This is a genomic window from Nonomuraea sp. NPDC046570 (assembly GCF_040645915.1).
GTDB lineage: Bacteria > Actinomycetota > Actinomycetes > Streptosporangiales > Streptosporangiaceae > Nonomuraea.
In genome coordinates this window covers 1-1982 of sequence record NZ_JBEYZF010000108.1, presented here as the reverse complement: position 1 = coordinate 1982, position 1982 = coordinate 1, and the positions used below count along the sequence as shown (strand labels likewise).

The window sequence follows — 1982 nt, the reverse complement described above, 5'->3', positions numbered from 1 at the left end:
AACCGGGCGACCAGCACGAGGTTCTCGTGCCCGGTGAGGATCTCGTCGACGGCCGCGAACTGTCCGGTGAGGCTGATGGACTCCCGCACGTCCGCAGGTTGCGTGGCGACATCGAAGCCGTGCACGCTGGCCGTCCCCGCATCGGCCTTGAGCAGCGTGGACAGGATCTTCACGGCCGTCGTCTTGCCCGCCCCGTTCGAGCCGAGCAGCGCGAAAATGCTGCCCCGCGCCACCTCGAAGTCCACGCCCCGCAGAACCTGCAGCTCCTTGTACGACTTCTTCAGGCCCTGCACGCGGATCGCAGGCCACTGGACCTGATGGAGTGTCATCTGGATATCCGTTCTCTCGTTACCGTTCGTCGCTCGTGACGCCATCGATGGCGTTGGTCAGCCGTTAGTTCGCCGGAACTGCTTCGCGCGCGCCTTGTACTGCCGGTAGCGCCGCTTCTGCTCGATCCACCCTGTGGCCATGTCTGATCAAGGCGCGATGCCCGGCGGCGGGCGTCGGCCAGGGTGAGCGAGCCGGCGTGGCCGCCCTGGCGGGGCTCGGCCCCTGCCGGTGCCGGAGGTATCTGGATTGCTCAGGCGGGTCGCCCGAGGGGATCTCACCCTCGGGCGACCCCGGCCTCAGGCGAACAGGGCCAAAACCAGACCCTCGCGGAAACGTCGACGGTTCGGCCGCCGGTGGGGAATGCCTGGCCGGTTCTAGCCCGCGGCCTTTCCGCCGCAGAACACCTCCTTGAGGAGCCTCTCCACCAGCTTCGGGTACACCGCTGCCGGGTCGGCTGCGGCGTCCCCGGTGGTAATCGAGGCGGTCATGGTCTTCTTGCCGTCGAGCGAGCTGTACATCAGCGCCCCGTAGCCCTCCGGAGGGCTGCCGTTGTGCTGGAAGACGGTGCCGCCGCAGTTCGGGCCCAGGTCCTGCACGAACAGCCCAAGGCCGTAGCCGAGCTTGCCGTACGGCTTGCGCATCTCGGCCAGCAGCGGGGCCGGCAGGAGCTTGCCGCCCATCAGCGCGGAGATGAACGTCTGGAGATCCTGGGTGGTCGAGATCAGTGCCCCGGCGCCGGCCAGCAGCGAGGGGTTCTGGCGGGAGACGTCGACCACCTTCCACTGGCCGGCGTCCTGGTAGCGGAAGTAGCCGTGGGCGTGCGGTCCGGGGATCTGCGTCCGGTTGCCCGGTACCACGGTGTTCCGCATCCCGAGCGGCCGCAGGATGCGCCGCTTCATTTCCTCGGCGTAGGGGCGGCCGGTGACCTTCTCGATCAGCAGCAAGGCCAGCGTGTAGTTGGTGTTGGCGTATCTCTGGTCCGTCCCCGGCTCAAACCGCGCCGGCTTGGACAGCGCCAGCCGTACCAGCTCCTCCGGCCGGTAGCTGTGGAACCGGTTGTCCAGCCACTCTTTGCCCTTGCCGGGGATCCCCGGCACGAACTTCCCGTCGTCGTTGAAGTCGCCGGTGTAGTTGAACAGTCCGCTGGTGTGCTGCAGCATCATCCGTACGGTGATCCGCCGGTCCAGCCCGAGCTTGGGCAGGTAGCCGGCCACCGGGGCGTCCAGCTCGATCTTGTCTTCGGCCACCAGTTGCAGTACCAGGGTCGCGGTGAGGGGCTTGATGACGCTGCCCGTCCAGAACTGCCCGTTGGTCGGCGGCTTGGCGGTCTGGCCGAGCTTGCGGACCCCGGCGCTGCCGACCCACTCGCCCCGCTCATCGTGCACGCGCAGCTGCACCCCGGCGAGTCCGAGATCGACGATCTCCTGGATGGCTTTCTGCAGTTCCGGGCGATCCTGCCCGGCGGCGGCCTTCGGCACGGCCGCGCTGCCGGCCACTGCGGGTGTGGCCGCCCCGGCCAGCAGCGCGGCTGCCAGCGCCGTGACCGCCACTCGCCGGGAGACCCGCGGCGTCCGGGCCCTGTTGTTCTTGACGGGGCGGAGGGATTCACTCATGGTCACTCCTCATTTCGCGATAGTACGTGTTTGATTCGA

General features: G+C 68.2%; 2 protein-coding genes. Both read right to left on the bottom strand.

Annotated features, from left to right (window positions below; all coding sequences use genetic code 11):
- Positions 1–329, bottom strand: a 329-nt coding sequence (locus ABZ911_RS43095) for an ATP-binding cassette domain-containing protein (protein ID WP_358070498.1), incomplete at its 3' end; no start/stop codon positions are given.
- Positions 330–704: 375 nt separating this feature from the next.
- Entirely contained in the window at positions 705–1943 is a 1239-nt protein-coding gene (locus ABZ911_RS43090; protein ID WP_358070495.1) for a serine hydrolase domain-containing protein, read from the bottom strand.
- Between the last annotated feature and the right edge of the window lie 39 nt (positions 1944–1982).

Bases quoted from the DNA above. Each gene is read 5' to 3' on its own strand.
- ABZ911_RS43090 (WP_358070495.1), bottom strand. From the start codon at position 1,943: ATGAGTGAATCCCTCCGCCCCGTCAAGAACAACAGGGCCCGGACGCCG.